The sequence below is a fragment of the Catalinimonas locisalis genome (assembly GCF_038039535.1).
In the GTDB taxonomy this organism is placed as follows: Bacteria; Bacteroidota; Bacteroidia; order Cytophagales; family Cyclobacteriaceae; genus Catalinimonas.
The window spans coordinates 728,492-743,707 of record NZ_JBBPHP010000001.1; the positions used below are offsets into that span (position 1 = coordinate 728,492).

At 42.9% G+C, this 15,216-nt stretch carries 9 protein-coding genes; 6 read left to right on the forward strand and 3 right to left on the reverse strand.

The features are described from left to right. Positions 1-4: 4 nt before the first annotated feature. From WJR50_RS03015 to rfbB, 3 genes are all read right to left on the reverse strand, one after another. Positions 5-1,516, reverse strand: coding sequence for a glycine--tRNA ligase (locus WJR50_RS03015; protein WP_341291737.1), 1,512 nt, complete (start codon positions 1,514-1,516; stop codon positions 5-7). A 65-nt stretch (positions 1,517-1,581) separates the two neighbouring features. Next, positions 1,582-2,169, reverse strand: a complete 588-nt coding sequence (locus WJR50_RS03020) for a Uma2 family endonuclease (protein WP_341291738.1) — start codon at positions 2,167-2,169, stop codon at positions 1,582-1,584. A 94-nt stretch (positions 2,170-2,263) separates the two neighbouring features. Further along, entirely contained in the window at positions 2,264-3,319 is a 1,056-nt protein-coding gene (gene rfbB / locus WJR50_RS03025) for a dTDP-glucose 4,6-dehydratase (protein WP_341291739.1), read from the reverse strand. A 236-nt stretch (positions 3,320-3,555) separates the two neighbouring features. Between rfbB and gldD the strand changes: the two genes are divergently transcribed. From gldD to WJR50_RS03055, 6 genes are all read left to right on the forward strand, one after another. Continuing rightward, positions 3,556-4,152, forward strand: a complete 597-nt coding sequence (gene gldD / locus WJR50_RS03030; protein ID WP_341291740.1) for a gliding motility lipoprotein GldD — start codon at positions 3,556-3,558, stop codon at positions 4,150-4,152. Between the two features lie 4 nt (positions 4,153-4,156). Continuing rightward, positions 4,157-6,250, forward strand: a complete 2,094-nt coding sequence (gene recG / locus WJR50_RS03035; RefSeq protein ID WP_341291741.1) for an ATP-dependent DNA helicase RecG — start codon at positions 4,157-4,159, stop codon at positions 6,248-6,250. Positions 6,251-6,800: 550 nt separating this feature from the next. Beyond that, positions 6,801-11,375, forward strand: coding sequence for a glutamate synthase large subunit (gene gltB, locus WJR50_RS03040; protein WP_341291742.1), 4,575 nt, complete (start codon positions 6,801-6,803; stop codon positions 11,373-11,375). 19 nt (positions 11,376-11,394) lie between these two features. Beyond that, complete coding sequence (locus WJR50_RS03045) at positions 11,395-12,876, forward strand: glutamate synthase subunit beta (RefSeq protein ID WP_341291743.1); 1,482 nt, start codon at positions 11,395-11,397, stop codon at positions 12,874-12,876. Positions 12,877-13,079: 203 nt separating this feature from the next. Then, positions 13,080-14,312: a lycopene cyclase family protein gene (locus WJR50_RS03050; protein ID WP_341291744.1), complete on the forward strand. Its 1,233-nt coding sequence runs from the start codon at positions 13,080-13,082 to the stop codon at positions 14,310-14,312. Next, a complete protein-coding gene (locus tag WJR50_RS03055) occupies positions 14,281-15,216 on the forward strand; it encodes a Brp/Blh family beta-carotene 15,15'-dioxygenase (protein ID WP_341291745.1) in 936 nt (311 codons plus the stop codon). The genes WJR50_RS03050 and WJR50_RS03055 overlap by 32 nt, the downstream gene beginning before the upstream one ends.

The window sequence follows — 15,216 nt, forward strand, 5'->3', positions numbered from 1 at the left end:
AAACTTAGGCTAACTGCTCAAAAATTCGTTTCATAGAAGTTGCTTCCAGCAATCTGTTTTTGAGTTCTGGAATAGCTATACGTTCCTGCTCAGTGCTGTCCCTATGACGGATGGTTACCGTATTGTCTTCCTTAGTCTGATGATCTACCGCAATGCAGAAAGGCGTTCCGATCAGGTCCTGACGGGTGTAGCGTTTACCAATGGCTGCACTTTCATCATAAGTCACCTTAAGGTCCATTTTCAGGTCTTCATAAATAGAAGTAGCGATCTCCGGCAGGCCATCTTTTTTCACCAGTGGTAGAATGGCTGCTTTTACGGGAGCCAGGGCCGGATGTATTTTCAGGTAAATTCTGGTTTTCTCATTGCCTTTGGCATCCACGCCGCTATCTTCCGTATACGCTTCGCACATCATCATCAGGAAAAGGCGATCGGCACCGATAGAAGTCTCTATGACATAAGGAATGTAGTTTTTGCCTACTTCCGGATCAAAGTATTGCATCTTTTTGCCCGACAATTCCTGATGGCTTTTCAGGTCAAAATCCGTGCGGGAGTGGATTCCTTCTACTTCTTTAAAACCGAAAGGGAAAAGATACTCTATATCTATAGCCGCATTGGCGTAGTGGGCCAGTTTCTCATGCTCATGTATGCGCAGCTTTTCGGGTTCCAATCCCAAAGCCTCATGCCATTTGATACGGATAGATTTCCAGTGATCAAACCACTGCATTTCTTCACCGGGGCGGACAAAAAATTGCATCTCCATCTGTTCGAACTCACGCATACGGAAGATAAACTGACGGGCCACAATCTCATTACGAAAAGCCTTACCAATCTGGGCGATGCCGAAAGGCACCTTCTGCCGGGCAGTCTTCTGTACATTCAGAAAGTTGACAAAGATACCCTGAGCAGTCTCAGGACGCAGGTAAATGGTATTAGAATCCTCAGCTACCGAGCCTACTTTGGTAGAAAACATCAGGTTAAACTGACGCACATCGGTCCAGTTGGCAGTATCTGAAATGGGGCAGCGAATATCATATTCCACAATCAGGTCATGCAGGCCTTTCAGGTCTTCGGCTTCCAGCAGGCTATTCATTTTCTTCAGCAGCAGATGAGCCGTTTTGATTTCTCCTTCCGCTTCCAGGCGTGCAGCATAGTCTTCTACCAGATTATCTGCCCGGTAACGCTTCTTGGAGTCCTTGTTATCAATCATCGGATCGTTGAAGCTGTCTACGTGACCAGAAGCTTTCCAGGTTTGAGGCTGCATAAAGATGGCGGCATCAAGGCCTACAATATTATCATTTAGACGAGTCATAGCCTGCCACCATGCCTGCTTAAGATTATTTTTCAGCTCTACGCCAAAAGGGCCGTAGTCGTATACAGCCTGTAATCCGTCGTAAATCTCACTGGAAGGATAAACAAATCCATATTCTTTCGCATGGGCGATCACTTTCTTCAGGGAGTTTTCCGGCTCCCGGCCCTGCGGTGCTACATTACTTTTGTCTGCGGTATCTTTTGCCATAAGCGCAAAGATAGGGCAGTATGCAGCGGAATTACAAGATTAAGAGGAAAGCTTTTTGCGAACGATTACTTATTCTGGGCGAAGTTTACTTTGGCAAAAATATCAGAAAGAGCAAGCTCAGCATCTAAGGTAGGTAGTTTGATGCTACTTTCTAAGCCTTGCGCCTCACTTAAAGTCCACAGTTGAGATGCGGAATTTTTGGTAAATATCTCTACTAATGGTTTGTCTTGCGAAACTAGTACATAGCATTGCAGGCTCTCATTAGTGCGGTAAGCTTGAAATTTATCACCCCGATCGTAGCCCTCAGTACTTTCCGAAAGAACCTCTATAATAAGATGAGGATTAGTAATCACATCCTGATGTTTATCCGTTGCTTTAGCCTCTCCTTTGATAACTACCACATCAGGGTAGAAGTAGCTTTCTTTTTTGGCATTGTAGACTTTTAGGTCATTGGAATGTACTGTAAAATCTTGATGCTGAATTAAATTTCCAATTAATCTGATCAAGTTACTACAAATAATAGTGTGGGGTATACTGGCTCCGGACATAGGTATAATAATTCCGTCTAAGTACTCATGCTTAGTTTCGCTTGTTCGCTCCGCAGCCAGATAGTCCGCGGCAGATACTTTCTCAACAATAGCTTCTGCTTCCATAATGACAAAAAATTAGCTGTTCCAACAATATACGAAAAAACGTGATCGCATGGTCAGAACAGCCTGGGTTGTTTTCTCCAATACTTAAGAGAGCTTATTCGTACTGCTCCTCGTAATATTTTTTGTAATCACCGGAAGTGATGTGCTGGAGCCATTTCTCATTGGCCAGGTACCAGTCTACTGTTTTTTCCAGCCCTTCCTCAAACTGTAGGGAAGGTTCCCAACCCAGTTCGTTCATCAGTTTGCTGGCGTCAATGGCATAGCGCAAATCATGACCGGCACGGTCTTTCACGAAAGTGATGAGCTTTTCTGATTCGCCTTCGGCTCTGCCCAGCTTTTTATCCATAATTTTGCAAAGCAGGCGAACAATGTCAATGTTTTTCCACTCATTGAATCCTCCTATATTATAAGTATCCCCTACTTTACCTTTGTGGAAGATGACGTCAATGGCGCGGGCATGGTCTTCAACATACAACCAGTCGCGTACATTCTCGCCTTTTCCATAAATTGGAAGTGGCTTTTTATTCTGAATATTGTTGATACAGAGGGGAATTAGCTTTTCTGGAAAGTGATAAGGGCCATAGTTGTTAGAACAGTTGCTCACAATGACCGGCATATTGTAAGTATTATGGTATGCTCTTACAAAGTGGTCAGAACTAGCCTTGGAGGCAGAATAAGGAGATTTAGGATCATAAGAAGTGTCTTCTACAAAGAAACCTCCATTGTCAAGTGATCCATATACTTCGTCAGTAGAAATATGATAGAAAAGATGCTTGTCCATATCATCCTTCCAGATATTTTTCGCAGCATTAAGCAGATTTACGGTTCCTACTACATTGGTAGTAATAAAAGCCATAGGGTCCTTGATGGAGCGATCTACGTGCGACTCTGCTGCCAGATGAATTACCGCGTCAAATTTAGTCTCTTCAAAAAAGTTGTTGATGAAATTAGCATCGCTTATGTCTCCACGGACGAATGTATAATTAGGCTTATCTTCTATATCCATCAGGTTTTCCAGGTTACCGGCATAAGTAAGTTTGTCAAGATTATAAATCCTGTATTCAGGATATTTATTTACAAATAGCCTAACAACGTGTGAGCCGATAAAACCCGCACCACCGGTAATGAGTATTTTTTTTGAGGTATTCATAATTTTTGCGATAATTGAGAAAGAGCAAATGTATCCTTTTTTCCTATTATTTCATATTTAAATACAATGCTTGCTCATATTGTGGGTTTTAGTAATAAGATTTTTCCGTTTTCTAGAGTATAAGTTCAGATTCATCTCTTGTACTTGGCACAATCATCGTGCAAATTGGTAATATTGCTGCTTATAATAAGTTGCGCTTCACATAAGTTTAAGAGGTAGAACTAACAATTAGTTTAATGAAAATTAAGACTCTTATATTTTTTATACTCATAACATTGGTATTCACTGCCTGCAGTTCTGATTACGTGCCCAAGCCCAAAGGCTATAACCGGATCAACCTGCCTCCTCATGCGTATGTTAGTTTAGCTGATACTTTACCTTATCAGTTTGAGTTTTCCAAATATGCCGAAGTGCATGAAGATACCAGCTATAATGCTGAACCTTACTGGCTCAATGTGTACTATCCTGAGCATCAGGCCAGCATACAGCTTACCTACAAAGATATTAATAACAGCGAAGAGAAACTGGAAACCCTTTTGGAAGACTCTTACCGTCTTACTGCCAATCATCAAATCAAAGCAGCGGCGATTGAAGAAAGAGTGCTGGGTACACCCAGCGGTAAGCGAGCGCTGGTAGCAGAGTTGAAAGGAGAAGTACCCAGTCAATTCCAATTTTATATTACCGACTCTATTGACCATTTTTTACGGGGAGCATTATATTTTCGTACCGCTACTAAAAACGATTCTCTTGCTCCAGTGATTGAGTATATCAAAGTAGACATGATTCATATGTTGAATACTTTACAATGGGAAGGAGAGCAGATTAGCGGATAGACGCATGGCTAATTATTTTGACACCAAAATAGAATTTCTCAAAGGCGTAGGAGAACGTATTGCCAAACTGCTCAGAGAAGAGTTGCAAGTCTCTACCTTCGGCGATCTTTTACAGCATTATCCCTTCCGGCATGAGGATCGTTCGCAATTTCATCAGATCAGTGAGGTGCATGAAAATATGCCCTACATCCAACTGATAGGAAAGATACAGCGTGTGGAAACAGTGGGTGCTGGCAGTAAAAAACGCTTGGTGGCCTATTTTAGTGATGGTACAGGTATTTTAGAGCTGGTATGGTTTCAGGGAGCCAAGTGGGTAGCTTCCAATTTAAAAACACAGACAGATTATGTAGTATTTGGCAAACCCAATCGTTTTGGCAGTAAATTCAGCATTGCTCACCCCGAGATGGAAGTTTATATTCCTGGTCAGCAGGAAGCCAAACCACTACAGCCGGTATATGCTACTACCGAAAAGCTTAAGCGTGGTCGCGTGGATAGTAAAGCCATTGCCAAACTGCAAAAGCGTCTGATAGAAAGCGCTTATGAACGCATTCCAGAAACACTTCCCCAATATCTCATTGAACAGTATCGCCTCATTTCCAAACGCGATGCAATGCGTCACATACATTTTCCCGAAGACATAGAATGGCTGGAGAAGGCCCGCTTCCGCCTGAAGTTTGAAGAGCTGTTTTATGTGCAGCTACGCATTCTCAAGCTAAAGCTTTCCAAAATGGAGAAGTCTCCCGGGCAGTTGTTGGGAGATACTCAACTGGTACATACCTTTTATGAAAAACACCTGCCTTTTGATCTTACTGATGCGCAAAAGAAGGTGATTCGTGAGATTTTTGGAGACTTACGTTCCGGCAAGCAGATGAACCGACTGCTTCAGGGAGATGTAGGGAGCGGTAAAACCATTGTAGCGTTTATTTGTATGCTCATAGCCATCGGTAGTGGGGCGCAGGTAGCCATGATGGCCCCTACGGAAATCCTCGCTGAGCAGCATTTTCGTGGATTAAAAGATTTTACCAGACAACTGGGCCTTCATATTGCTTTGCTTACCGGATCTTCCAAAACCAAAGAACGCCGCATCATTGACCGCATGCTTAGAGATGGTGACTTGCATATACTGGTAGGGACGCACGCTTTGCTGGAAGAGCATGTACAGTTTAAGAATCTGGGCTTGTCTATTGTGGATGAGCAGCACCGTTTTGGTGTAGCCCAGCGGGCCAAACTGTGGCAGAAGAATGAGCGTTTTGACCCCCACGTTTTGGTGATGACTGCTACGCCTATTCCCCGTACTCTAGCCATGACACTATATGGAGATCTGGATGTATCGGTGATTGATGAATTACCTGCCGGAAGAAAACCCATTAAAACGGTGCATCGTTATGAGAAAAACCGCCTGGCAGTATTCGGTTTTATTCGTGAGCAGGTAAACTTAGGCCGGCAAATTTATATTGTTTACCCACTCATTGAAGAGTCCGAGAAGCTAGATCTCAAACATCTGGAGGATGGCTACGAATCAGTGCGTCGTGCCTTTCCGGACCTTCCCATTAGTGTAGTGCATGGTCGTATGAAGCCTGCTGATAAAGACTTTGAGATGCAGCGTTTTGTAGAGGGCAAGACAAAAATCATGGTGGCAACTACCGTTATAGAAGTAGGCGTAAACGTGCCCAATGCCTCTGTGATGATTATCGAGAATGCGGAGCGCTTTGGCCTGGCCCAGCTGCATCAGCTGAGAGGTAGGGTAGGGCGCGGGGCAGAACAATCATACTGTATCTTAATGACAGAGTACAAACTCAGCAAGGAAAGTAAAGTTAGATTGAATACAATGGTACGTACCAATGATGGTTTTGAAGTCTCTGAAGTTGATTTGAAATTGCGTGGCCCGGGAGACATTGAGGGTACGCAACAGAGTGGTGTACTTGATCTGCTGGTTGCTGACATTACGAAAGATGGTAAAATCTTGCAGGAAGCTCGTGTGTCAGCCATGTCTATTCTGGATAAAGACCCTGAACTTATCTCCACCGAACATCAGCCTATCAAAAACCATATTTACTCTCTAAGGCAAGACTCAACAAACTGGAGTAAAATCAGTTAAGAATAAGGTTACTGAAATGACAGAATTATTTGTAAAGTTGATGTTAATTAAACATAATCTAACAAAAGCTTAATTTCAGTGGAAGCTCACTAACAAAAGACTTGTTTGATTAGGTTTTAAGTAAAAAGTGTGATTTTTTTTAAAATTTTTCAAAAAAATATTCACACGAAAGTATTTACGAATATCATAATGGAAAACTTATTTTGCTCCTCTTTTTAAAATATTATCAATAATTATTGCCGAGGGGCTTTTTAGCTTCAAAAAACTGCCTTTAATATCTCCTGTTTCATCCACAGAATCATCTGCCAGTGATGGAATTATCTTTTAAAAAGTGCTATTAATTAAGTATATTACTCGTTTCCAAAATAATATTTTGAGAGGCGCATAATTGTAATATATGCTACTGAAATAGAATATTATGAGTGTTTTAGAGAAATGTTTCTCCAGAATATGATCATAGTATTAAAATCACCAAAATAATATTTTGATTTTTGTTTACAAAGCAAAATAAAAAATAAATAGCAGAATTTACCACTAATCTTTGAGCTGAATGAAAGATTCTCGACAACAAACCCTATACTCTCCAGAGTTTGAACATGATGCATGTGGCATTGGCTTCGTGGCTAATCTTAAAGGAAAAAAGTCACATCAGATTGTTGAAGATGCCATTATCATGTTGCAGAACATGGAACACCGGGGAGCTTGTGGTTGTGAACCTGATACGGGTGACGGTGCAGGTATTCTGGTACAAAAACCTCATGAGTTTTTCCAGGAAGAGCTTAAACGTCAAAATGTTACCCTTCCGGGTTTTGATAACTACGGAGTGGCCATGATTTTCTTTCCCCTGGATGAAAACAAAAGGGCCGAATGCCACCGCTTATGGGAAGAAACTGCCGATCAACTCGGATTTGAGTTGATAGCTACCCGTAAAGTGCCTACTAATAACCATAGCCTGGGCCGTTCTGCAAAACTGGTTGAACACCACGTAGAGCAGGCTTTTCTCCGCCTGAAAGATCGTAGCGTCAAAGATCCTATGGTACTGGAGCGCCGCCTTTTTGTGCTCAAAAATTTTGTGTCCCATACTATACATAAGCAGGTAGAGGGTACAGAGGATAGATTCTACATTGCTTCTTGTTCTTATAATACTATAGTATATAAGGGCCAGCTTACTACCTTCCAGGTACGTCCTTATTATACTGACCTGCAAAAACCTAACTTCAAGACAGCACTTGCCTTAGTACACTCCAGGTTCTCTACCAATACCTTTCCTAAGTGGAAACTGGCTCAACCCTTCCGTTTCATTGCCCACAATGGTGAGATCAATACCATCCGCGGTAATGTGAACTGGATGCGCTCTAAAGAAGCATTGTTAAAGTCTACTCTATTTACGGATGAAGAGCTTGACCTGATTCTTCCAATCTGTGATGCCTCTTTCTCCGATTCCGCCAACCTGGATAATATTGTTGAGCTACTTTACCTGGGAGGACGTTCACTTCCCCACGTCATGATGATGCTGATTCCAGAAGCCTGGCAGGACAATGACCTGATGGAAGACCCCAAAAAGGCTTTCTACGAATACCATGCATCTATGATGGAGCCCTGGGATGGTCCGGCATCTATCTGCTTTACCGATGGTAAAATGGTAGGCGCTACATTGGATAGAAATGGTCTTCGTCCTTCTCGCTACTTACTTACCGAGGATGATAAGTTAGTAATGTCTTCTGAAGCAGGTGCCTTGCCTGTAAATGAGTCAAAAGTAATACTTAAAGGTCGTTTGCAGCCCGGTCGTATGTTTGTGGCTAACCTGGAAGAAGGTCGTATCATTAGTGATGAGGAAATCAAAGGAGAAATATGCTCACAGAAGCCTTATCGTGAATGGCTTAATGATCATAAATATTTCCTGGAAAATCTTCCTGAACCTCAGCATCTGAACGGACAGGATAAGAAGGCTTCAGACGAACTTCCTCTGCTTACCCGTCAAATGACTTTAGGGTATACTACTGAAGATCTCAAAGCAGTACTGGCTCCCATGGTAAGTGCGGGTAAGGAACCTATAGGTTCAATGGGTATTGATACTCCACTGGCGGTACTTTCCGACCATAGCCAGCATCTGGCGCATTACTTTAAGCAGTTATTTGCGCAAGTAAGTAATCCTCCGATTGATCCGATTCGTGAGCGTTTGGTCATGTCGCTGTTTACCAGTGTAGGAGGTATGAAAAACATACTGGATGAAACGCCTGAGCATGCACGCCAGATCAATATGCTTCAGCCGGTGCTCACCAACAGCGATCTGAAAAAGTTAAAATATATCCAGCTTCCCGGATTTAAGACACATACCATTGACGCTACTTTTAGTGCAAAAGGAGCAGCCGGTGAACTGGAAGCAGCGATTGATCGCATCAATGAGGAGGCAGAAAAAGCCGTGCGGGAGGGTGCCAACATTATTATTATCTCCGATCGTAATTTTGATCGTGAGAAAGCGCCTATTCCATCATTACTGGCTACCGGAGCTATTCACCATCATTTGATCCGAAATGGGCTTCGTTCAGAAGCTGGTTTGGTAGTTGAAGCAGGTGATATACGCGAGACACATCATGTGGCTACGCTAGTAGGTTATGGAGCGCATGCTGTGAATCCCTATCTGGCTTTTGAGACCTTAAGTGGCCTTAAAGCACAGAAACTCATTCACGGAGAGTATACCCCCGAGAAACTGCAGAAGCAGTTTATCAAAGCGGTGAACATGGGCTTGCTGAAGATTTTCTCAAAGATGGGTATATCTACCCTCCAATCTTATCAGGGGGCGCAGATTTTTGAAGCCCTGGGAGTGAGCAAGAAAGTAGTAGATAAGTGCTTTGCCGGTACTATGACCCGTATTGAAGGAGTGGATTTTGACGATATTGCTAAAGAAACTTTAGTACGTCATCGTATGGCCTTCCCTGAAGAGCCTCAGGAATCCCTCAAACTGGAAGTTGGAGGAGTATACCAGTGGAAACGTAGAGGTGAACGCCATATGTTTAATCCTCAAACCATTCACTTATTACAAAATTCAACTCGTAAAAACGATTATCAACAGTATAAGCAATATGCTAAACTTATAAATGACCAGGCAGAAAAAGCCAATACGTTAAGGGGACTGATGGAGTTCAAAAGCAATCGGAAATCTATTCCGATTGAAGAAGTAGAGTCTAAAGAAAGTATTTTTAAGCGTTTTGCTACAGGGGCGATGTCTTTTGGATCTATCTCACACGAAGCACATTCTACCCTGGCTATTGCTATGAACCGCATTGGTGGAAAAAGTAATAGTGGAGAAGGGGGAGAAGATGAAATCCGTTTTGAGCGTAAGCCTAATGGTGACTGGGAACGCTCAGCCATCAAACAGGTGGCTTCAGGCCGTTTTGGAGTGACCAGCCATTATCTGTCTAATGCAAATGAACTGCAGATTAAAATGGCACAGGGTGCCAAGCCCGGTGAAGGCGGTCAGCTTCCTGGTCACAAGGTGGACGATTGGATCGGTCGTGTTCGTCACTCTACTCCTGGTGTAGGTTTGATTTCACCGCCGCCTCACCACGACATTTATTCTATTGAGGATTTGGCACAGCTGATCTACGATCTGAAAAATACTAATCGCGAAGCACGCATTAACGTGAAGTTGGTAGCATCTTCTGGAGTAGGTACTATTGCGGCAGGTGTATCCAAAGCACATGCTGATGTGGTATTGATCTCTGGCCATGATGGGGGTACAGGAGCTTCTCCTATCAGCTCTATCCGTCACGCAGGACTTCCCTGGGAGCTTGGCCTTTCTGAAACTCATCAGACTCTGGTAAAGAATAATCTGCGTAGCCGTATCACCGTGCAGACTGATGGACAGATCAAAACCGGCCGTGATATCGCTGTAGCTATTTTACTGGGAGCAGAAGAGTTTGGAGTGTCAACTGCCGCGTTGGTCACCGAAGGCTGTATCATGATGCGTAAGTGCCATCTGAATACCTGCCCGGTTGGGGTAGCTACGCAAGACCCTGAGCTGAGAGCACTCTTCACAGGAAAGCCTGAACATGTGGTGAATCTCTTTACCTTCCTGGCAGAAGAACTTAGAGAGATTATGGCAGAGCTTGGTTTCCGTACGGTTAACGAAATGGTTGGCCAGGTAGATTGTCTGAAAGTGCGTGACAATATTGATCATTGGAAGCTGAAAAAACTGGACCTGAGTCGTATACTTGCTAAAGAAGAAGTGCCTGCTCATGTAGGTATTTACAAGCAGCAGGAGCAGGACCATGGTATAGAAGAAGTGCTGGATTGGGAGTTAGTCAAAGCTGCCCGACCAGCTTTGGAGAATGCAGAGCCTGTTCGTTCGCAATTTAAGCTGATCAATACCAATCGTACTGTAGGAGCATTATTGTCCAATGAGGTTTCCAAAAAATTTGGTAAGCCAGGACTTCCTGCCGGAACTATTAATTTCAAATTCAAAGGTTCGGCCGGACAGAGCTTTGCTGCTTTTACCGCTCCGGGAATTCGCTTTGAACTGGAAGGTGAGGCCAACGACTATTTTGGAAAAGGCCTCTCTGGGAGTGAGCTTGTCATTTATCCTCATAAAGAGTCTAAATACGTACCAGAAGATAATATGATCATTGGTAATGTGGCTTTCTACGGGGCTACTTCCGGTGATGCCTATATCAGAGGTATGGCCGGTGAGCGTTTCTGTGTAAGAAACTCCGGTGTTCGTGCTGTAGTAGAAGGAATTGGTGATCATGGCTGTGAGTATATGACCGGGGGAGTAGTAGTTGTGCTGGGCAAAACCGGGCGTAACTTTGCCGCGGGTATGAGTGGAGGAATGGCTTTTGTTTATGATCCTGAGGACAACTTTAATAAACACTGCAACAAAGAGCTGGTAGACCTGGAACAACTGGATGTGGAAGATCAAATCATGATCAAGGGTATGATTAGTCGTCACAAGCAGTACACCGGCAGTACAGTAGCGGCTGCGATCCTGGAGAATTGGGAAGAAAGCTTACAGCATTTTATTAAGGTAATGCCTACCGAATTCAAAGCTGTACTTAAACGCAAAAAAGAAGCACAGGAATTATCTGAGAACGAGGACATTAAACAGAAAGCAGCCTCTAAAGTCTAAACCTAAAAACTTAAGAAACATGGGAAAACCGACAGGTTTTAAAGAATATAATCGTGAATTACCTAAAACTCGTGATCCCAAAGAAAGGATCAACGACTATAATGAGCTTTATCTGGAGTTTAGTGACGAAAAATCACAGCAACAGGCAGCTCGCTGTATGGATTGTGGTATTCCTTTCTGCCATAATGGATGCCCTTTAGGTAATAATATACCTGAATTTAATGATGCTGCCTACCAAGGCAACTGGAAGCTGGCGATAGAGATTCTGCATTCTACCAACAATTTCCCCGAGTTTACCGGGCGGATTTGTCCAGCTCCCTGTGAGGCTTCTTGTGTATTGGGTATCAACAAGCCTCCGGTAGCCATTGAGCATATAGAGAAAACAATTGCTGAAAAGGCTTTTGAACTTGGCTATATCAAGCCTAATCCTCCTAAGGAAAGAACAGGTAAAAAAGTAGCTGTAGTAGGATCAGGACCTGCGGGACTAGGTGCTGCTGCACAGCTCAACAAGGCAGGCCATACAGTAACTGTTTTTGAGAAAGATAACAACCCCGGAGGTCTGCTGCGCTATGGTATTCCTGACTTCAAGCTGGAAAAATGGGTGATAGAACGCCGTACAGAAATTATGGAAGCTGAAGGTGTCACCTTCAAGACAGGTGTACATGTAGGCAAAGATGTTACAGCGCAGCAGCTTGATGATGAGTTTGATGCTATTGTCTTCTGTACGGGTGCCGGTATTCCACGTGATCTTCCCATCCCTGGCAGAGAGCTGAATGGTATTCACTTTGCCATGGAATTTCTGACGCAGCAAAATAAGCGAGTCTCTGGGGATGCCTATGGTGAAAACAATGAAATATTCGCTACGGATAAGAATGTAATTGTGATTGGTGGAGGAGATACCGGTTCTGACTGTGTAGGAACTTCCAACCGCCATAGAGCTAAGTCAGTAACGCAGATAGAATTGATGAGCAAGCCTCCCAATGAGCGTGGCGAGAATGACCCCTGGCCCCTCTGGCCCATGGTTCTACGTACTTCCTCTTCTCATGAAGAAGGCGTAAATAGAGATTGGGCAGTCTTGACCAAGGAATTTATAGGAGATGGAGACGGTAATCTTAAGGCTATCAAAGTGGTAAAGATTGAGTGGAAGGTAAACGAAGAGGGAAGAACTTACTTTGAGGAAATCCCGGGTACAGAAGAAGATCTTCCTTGTGAACTGGCTTTGCTGGCAATTGGGTTCTTACATACCGATCCTACCGGAGCTATTGAACAATTATCTCTGGAGCGTGATCCGAGAGGTAATATTCTGGCTGAAGAAGGAAAATATCAGACCAGTAACCCTAAAGTATTTGCAGCCGGAGATGCTCGCCGCGGCCAATCATTGGTGGTGTGGGCGATTTCAGAAGGCCGTGAGGCAGCGCGCGAAGTAGACAAGTATCTGATGGGGCATACAGAGCTTGAATCAAAAGATGATTCTTTCCTCAATGTAGCCAGCTTTGGTTAAGTTTTACTTACACAAAGAATAAACATAAAGCTTTTCCTCTTCAGGAAAAGCTTTTTTTGTGCAAAAAACCAAAAACTCTCAGCAAAAAATGTTTAGGCAAGCGGGAAAAAACGCCACTTGCTAACAAATCTTACCGTTAGGAGTTCTGCATACAGTATAAATTCAGTCGTTGTTTATTCAACTTTTATCCCAACATATACTGTATGGCAGTGCAGAAAGAGCAGAGTACGTATGATTATATTATTGCCGGATGCGGAGGAGCCGGATTGAGTTTAGCTTATTATCTCAGTCAGAGCAAAATACTTAACCATAAAAGAGTGCTCCTGCTTGATGCTGAAGAAAAAAACAGTAATGACAGAAGCTGGTGCTTTTGGGCTAAAGATTCTCCTATCAAAGCCTTTGTACCCCAAAGAAAGTGGAAGTACCTTCAGTTGAGCGAGGGAAATGGCGTACGGAAGCATAGTATTGCCCCTTTTCATTATTATTATACTGCAGGAAAAGACTTTTACAGAGAGATAAAGTCAATACTCAAACAGCATCAAAATTTTAGCTTTGAGCAGGTTTCAGTTAAAAAGATAGAAAATTGCGAGAAGGGGGTAAGGGTAGTTACCAATGAAAAAACCTATGAAGGTCACTGGGCTTTCAGTAGTTTACCTGCAAGTATCCCGGATACATCACTGGTAACCAAACAAAGGTTTAGAGGATGGTTTATAAGGACTTCAGCAGCTGAGTTTGAACAGAAAGCAGTACGACTCATGGATTTCAGGACCACCCAAAAAAATGGGGCAGCTTTTTTCTATCTGCTTCCATTTACTGCGCATGAGGCATTGGTAGAGTATACAGTAATCTCCAATCAGGCACTGGCAGTAGCAGATTATGAGCAGGAGCTGAAAAGGTATATAGATCAGGAACTACAGATCAAAAACTTTGAGATCACACAGACTGAACAGGGAGTTATCCCTATGACGAACTATCATTTTCCGAGACAGCGTGGAGAACATATTATGTATATTGGTACTAGAGGAGGTATGACCAAGGCTACCACTGGCTTTACTTTTAAAAATATGCTAAACGATGCCCGGCACATTGTCAGGAACCTTGAAAGCAAAGGGCATCCCTTTTATGAAAAAAGGGTTCCAACCCGCTTTCGGTTTTATGACACTCTGCTTTTGCAGATACTAAAATTTTATCCTAAGGAAGGGAAATATATTTTTGAAAATCTCTTTGAGAAAAACAGTACTGCCAAAATATTACGCTTTCTGGATGAAAAAACCAGCTTATGGGAGGAGGCTACTATGTTTATGAAGCTACCCTGGAAACCCTTTCTCCGTGCGCTATGGCAGTATTATATAGCGCCATCACGTAGGGATAAAATGAGCTGGAAGCATATCAAAGCACCCTATTATGCAACTGAGCAGTCCCAAAAAGCTCAATAGCTTTCTCCTGAGCAGCACGCTTATTAGTTTAGTCATTTTGTACTTTGTGCAAGAAATTCCATTTGTATGGCAGTTAAGTATTTTTGTACTACTTATGCTTGCCACTGGTATTCCGCATGGGGCAGTAGATCATATTGTTTTTCAGCATGTTGAAGAGCGGTCAGGAAAGGTAAAAATAAGTTATATCCGCTTTTTTCTCTTTTATCTGGGCATTATCGCAGGCTATGCATTGCTTTGGATTTTACTGCCCCAATTTTGCCTCCTTGTTTTTCTGCTCATGTCTTTTTACCACTTCGGACAGTCACAACTTTATTATATCAGGTGGGAGGAAAAAAGCATATTCAAAATACTGCTTTATGTAAGCTGGGGCTGTTTAATCATCGGAGAGATCATTTTTTTTAATTACGAAGCCAGTGCTAAAGTATTGGAAGGAATAGTAGTATTGCCCGAAATGATTAATCCCTCTGAGATAAAATTTATTATTCTCGTACTTGGCCTGCTTACACTTGGCATACTAACCGTTGCCAGGCTACAGCACCGTCTGAGTAGTGTGCAGTTAGCATTTGAAATATGCAGTATTATTCTGTTGACAGCTCTTTTTCATCTGGCTCCTCTCTTGATTGCATTTGCAATCTATTTTGGGTTATGGCACTCTCTCAAAGCCATACAGGCCGAGCTCATACATTTTGGGCAGCAATGCAGTATGGCTTGGTTTTATCGTAAGGCATGGCCCTTTTCGGCACTAAGTTTTGTTGGCATAGGCTTACTTTTCCTGATAGCTGGCCAGTTGGAGGCATACATTTCATATTACATGCTTTTTTTTATTGCCATATCAGTGCTTACTATGCCTCATATGTATTACATGCAAAAACTCTATCAAAACCCGGATAAGCAGGAGCAGTAG